Raw genomic sequence first — 4,159 nt, 5'->3', positions numbered from 1 at the left:
GCACATCAGGGAGGCGAGGGTGAAAAGGACGATGCAGGTCATCTGGAAGCGCTTGCGGCCGAACATGCGGGCGAGCCAGCCGGTCATGGGGAGCACCACGGCGTTGCTCACCAGGTAAGAGGTGAGCACCCAGGTGATCTCGTCGGTCCCCGCGTTCAGGCTCCCCTGCATGTGGGGAAGGGCGACGTTCGCCACCGAGGTGTCGATGATCTCCATGATGGCGGGGAGCATCACCGTGAGTGTTACCAGCCATTTGTTAACTTGTCTCTCGTCGTTTTCGGTCAAGTTCTACTTCCGGCTGGCCGCTTGCTTGCCGCGCTCTTCGGTGAGGATGGTCGGCACCACGCTCATGCCGACTCTCAAAAGGTGCTCGGGATCGCTTTTCCGGTCGATGGCGATCTTGACCGGGATCCTCTGCACGACCTTCACGTAGTTGCCGGTCGCGTTCTCGGGCGGCAGCATGGAGAAGGCGGCGCCGGTGCCGGCCATGATGCTGTCGACGGTGCCGCGAAAGACATGGCCCGGGTAGCTGTCCACCTTGAATTCCACCTGCTGTCCCGGACGCACGTGGGTGAGCTGGCTCTCCTTGTAGTTGGCGGTGACCCAGGCGTCATCCAGCGTCACCAGCGCCATCAAGGCCTGGCCCGGCTGCACGTAGTTGCCCGCCTCCACCGATTTCCTGGTGACGTAGCCGTCGGTAGGGGCGACGATCCTGGTGTAGGAGAGGTTGAGGGCGGCGGTCTGCAGTTCCCCCTGCTTCTGGGCCACCCGCGCCTCACGCGAACCGCTCCCCGCCATCCCCAGCATGGCCTCCGCGCGCCGCTCCGATTCCTGGGCCTCTTTCAGGCGCATCTCGGCCACCCTCCGGGCGGTGGTCAGCTTCTCCAGCTGCTCCTTGGGGATGACCTCCTTGGCGTAGAGCTTCTGGCCGCGCTTGAGGTCAAGGTCGGCTTGTTCCAAGGTGGCGCTGGCCAGGCCGACGCTGGCCTTGGCGGCATCGACCTGGGCGTAGTCGCCGGAGGTCTCGTTCTTGGCCACCTCGACCGAGGCGGCCGCCGTCTTCATCCGGGCGCGGAAGTCGGAGTCGTCCAACTCCACCAGCAGATCCCCCTTGTGCACGAACTGGTTATCCCGGACCGCCACCGTCTTCACCAGGGCGGGTATCCGGCTGGAGACCGAGTGGACGTGCGACTCGATGAAGGCGTCGTCTGTTTCTATGTGGGTCTTGGCGTGCATCCACTGGCGTACGCCCAGCACCGCTCCCACGATGATGATGACCAGCAGCACGATACCGCCGCGGCGCCTCTTGCTCATCCCTTTTTTGCCGGTGTTCTCCTCTTCGGCGGCTGCAGCTCTTTCCATTTCTTCGGACATTCGATACCTCTGGTTATTCAGACCCCATCCTCACCCTGTCCCTCTTTCGCCTAAAGCCTCCGGCGGGCAAGCTTCTCCTTGAAGGAGAGGGGACTTTAGGGTGGCAGGTTCTCTTAATCTCAATCTTAATCTCGCCTTTGATTGCCTTTGACTCGTCTTTACAGGTCCCCGGTCGCCCGCTTCACCCGGGCGGCTGCTACCTGGTAGTCGAACACGCTCTGGTAGTAGTCGGTGCGGGTTTCGGTCAACAGGGTCTGGGCGTCGACCACCTCGGTGGCGGTCCCCACTTTTTCCTGGTAACGGTCGTTGGTGATCCTGAGGTTCTCGACCCCCTGCGCGATCGCCTTCTCCGCCACCTTGATCCTGGCGGCGGCGACCTGCAGGTCGTTCTGGGCCCTGGCCAGTTCGAGCCGCACCCTTTCCTCCAGGTCCTGGAGCCTCTCCTCGGCCCGGCTCCTCGCCTGGACGGCCTGCCGCAACTGGGCGGTCTTGGCCCCCCCGTCGTACAGGTTGACCTTCAGCCCGACGGTGGCGGACATGATCGCCTGCTCGGTCACCTTGCTGTTCTGCTGGTAGTCGAATCCCAGCCGGGCGAAGAGTTCGGGGTAGTAATTGGTCTTGGCCTCCTTGACCAGGAATTCCTGCGCCGCGACCGTGTCCTTGAGGGCTAAGAGCTCGCCGCGGCGGGAGAGATCCGGAGTGGCGGGGGAGGGGGGCACCGGCTCCAGGGGCTCCTCCCGCAGCGGGAGACGCGCATCGGCAGGCGAACCGATCAGGTAGTTTAGAACCAGCCAGCCGTTTTCCACCGCGTTCTGTGCGCGGAAGAGTTTCTGCTTGGCCGAGGCGACCCTCACCTCGGCCTGCAGGAGGTCGTTACGCGTCACCACCCCTTCGTCGTAGAGCGCCTTGGCCGTCTGCTGGTGCGAGCTCATGGAGGCGACCTCGTCGTTGGCGGCGGTCACCAGCTTCCCCGCTTCCAGGATGCCGTAGTAGGCGCGCACCACCTGCAGGAAGAGGTCCTGCCGATCGGCTGCCAGGCTGTGGGTGGCGGCGTCCTTCTGTTTGGCGGCGGCCCCTTCCCGGGCGCGGGTTTTGCCGAAGTCGTAGAGGGTGTCGTAGATGCTCAGGCTGAAGGCGCCGTAGTCGGCGTCCTGGGTGGCCGCCGTCACGTTGTTCAGCCGGACCGCCTGCGCCTCCTGCTGTGCGGTGTAGCTTCCCTGCACGTCGATCCTGGGGCGCAGGGTGCTGCCGGCGATCTTCTCCTGCTCCTGGGCGATGCCGATCGAGTACCGGTCTGCCTTCAGCCCCTTGTTGGAGAGCTCCGCCCGGGTAAGGCATTCCTTCAGGGTCAGCGTTTCGCCGCTGGCGACCCCGGCCACCAGCAGCACGGCTGCCAGCGCGATCACTACTCTAACCATCGCATCTCCCATCAGCTGCGGATCTTTTCCAGCAGCGACTTCAACTGCTCACTTTCCTGCTGGTCGAGCTTGGCCACCAGATTCTCCTGCACCCTCACCGCCAGCGGCGTCAGCACCGCCTGGAGAGACTGTCCCTTCTCGGTAAGGCAGATCCGGTAGGCCCGGCGATCCCCGGGGTGGGTCGCTCGCGTCACCAGCCCCTCCTTCTCCAGCCGGTCGATCAGCCCCCCCATGGTGGTGCGATCGATCTGGCTTCTGGCCGAAAGCTCTGCCTGGGTGAGGCCGTCCTCGCGCCACAGGAACCCCATCAGCCCGAACTGCTGCGGGGTCACCTCGTACCCCTCGAACTCCTCCTTGAACAGGAGGCAGGCGCGCTGATAGGCCTTGGCGAGCAGGAAGCCGATGCTCTTCTCGATGTCGATGCTGGTGCTACTTTCCGTTTCGTTCATGATCAACTCGCTCAAAAAGGGAAGTACCTTCGAAGGGCTCCCGACCGGTGGAGGCCGAAAGTGCCGGGGCAGGGACCGGAAAATCATGCGATTTCGAAGGGATGGGTGAGGCCGGCCGTCAACTGTCATTATGCATATAATCAGTATGCTGTCAATATCTTGCGAGCTGGGTTGGCTGGCTGCCGCAACGGTATCTTTTTAAATTGACGGCTACCATTAGACGGTTTATAAAGCGAGCTAAATTAATCTATCTGAAAAAAATTACGCAGGTTTTGCTGAGCGGGAGCGGGAATCCGGCATGAAGGCACCAAGCGGCAGAAAGAGTTGCCATGTTCGATAAAACGACCAGGTCGATACGCAACAAAATCCTGCTGATTATGATGATCTCGGGCCTGCCGATCCTGGTCGCCTTCGTTTTCTTCATCGTCAACCAATACAACGAGTGCATCGAGCGCTCCAAGCGCGACCTGCTCACCTCCGTAAAGTCGACCGCCCTGGAGCACAGGTCGCAGGTCGAGGGGATACGGAACCTGCTGAACGCCCTCTCCGAGATCCCGGAGATCCGGTCCAAGGACCCGGTGGGCTGCTCCCGCATACTCAATACCCTGCTCGAGAAAAGCCCGACCAGCATCAACGTCGGGGTGGCCGACGTGGACGGCCGCGTCATCGCCACCGGCATCAGGCAACCCCTCCCCATCAGGTACGGAGTCGGAGACCGCAAGTACTTCCAGGACGCGCTGCAGACCAGGCAATTCAGTGCCGGCGAGTACACGGTCAGCCGGGCCATTAGGAAATCGCCCACCCTCCATTTCGCCCTTCCCGTTACCAACCCCGACGGCAGTGTCAGGCTGGTTTTGTACGCCGCCTACAACCTCGACAGCTTCGGGCGCATTTTCGACGCCCAGACCCTTCCCCAGG

General features: G+C 62.7%; 5 protein-coding genes. 1 reads left to right on the top strand and 4 read right to left on the bottom strand.

Features of this window, described 5'->3' with window-relative positions; translation table 11 throughout:
- The 4 genes from VJ604_RS09995 to VJ604_RS09980 all read right to left on the bottom strand — a co-directional run.
- A partial coding sequence (locus VJ604_RS09995) for an MFS transporter (protein WP_324082104.1) occupies nucleotides 1-231 on the bottom strand: 231 nt, incomplete at its 3' end.
- 57 nt (nucleotides 232-288) lie between these two features.
- The gene (locus VJ604_RS09990; RefSeq protein WP_324082102.1) at nucleotides 289-1,362 is read right to left on the bottom strand and encodes an HlyD family secretion protein; all 1,074 of its coding nucleotides are present in this window, start codon (nucleotides 1,360-1,362) and stop codon (nucleotides 289-291) included.
- A 170-nt stretch (nucleotides 1,363-1,532) separates the two neighbouring features.
- Nucleotides 1,533-2,792, bottom strand: coding sequence for a TolC family protein (locus VJ604_RS09985; RefSeq protein ID WP_324082097.1), 1,260 nt, complete (start codon nucleotides 2,790-2,792; stop codon nucleotides 1,533-1,535).
- An 11-nt stretch (nucleotides 2,793-2,803) separates the two neighbouring features.
- Nucleotides 2,804-3,241: a MarR family winged helix-turn-helix transcriptional regulator gene (locus VJ604_RS09980; protein ID WP_324082096.1), complete on the bottom strand. Its 438-nt coding sequence runs from the start codon at nucleotides 3,239-3,241 to the stop codon at nucleotides 2,804-2,806.
- 329 nt (nucleotides 3,242-3,570) lie between these two features.
- Between VJ604_RS09980 and VJ604_RS09975 the strand changes: the two genes are divergently transcribed.
- Nucleotides 3,571-4,159 (top strand): PDC sensor domain-containing protein (locus VJ604_RS09975; RefSeq protein ID WP_422653640.1); only part of this gene is annotated, 589 nt, incomplete at its 3' end.

Origin of the sequence: Geomonas sp. (genome assembly GCF_035254065.1) — a bacterium.
GTDB lineage: Bacteria > Desulfobacterota > Desulfuromonadia > Geobacterales > Geobacteraceae > Geomonas.
The sequence above is the reverse complement of the archived record's forward strand: the minus strand, read 5'-3'. Positions and strand labels throughout refer to the sequence as shown.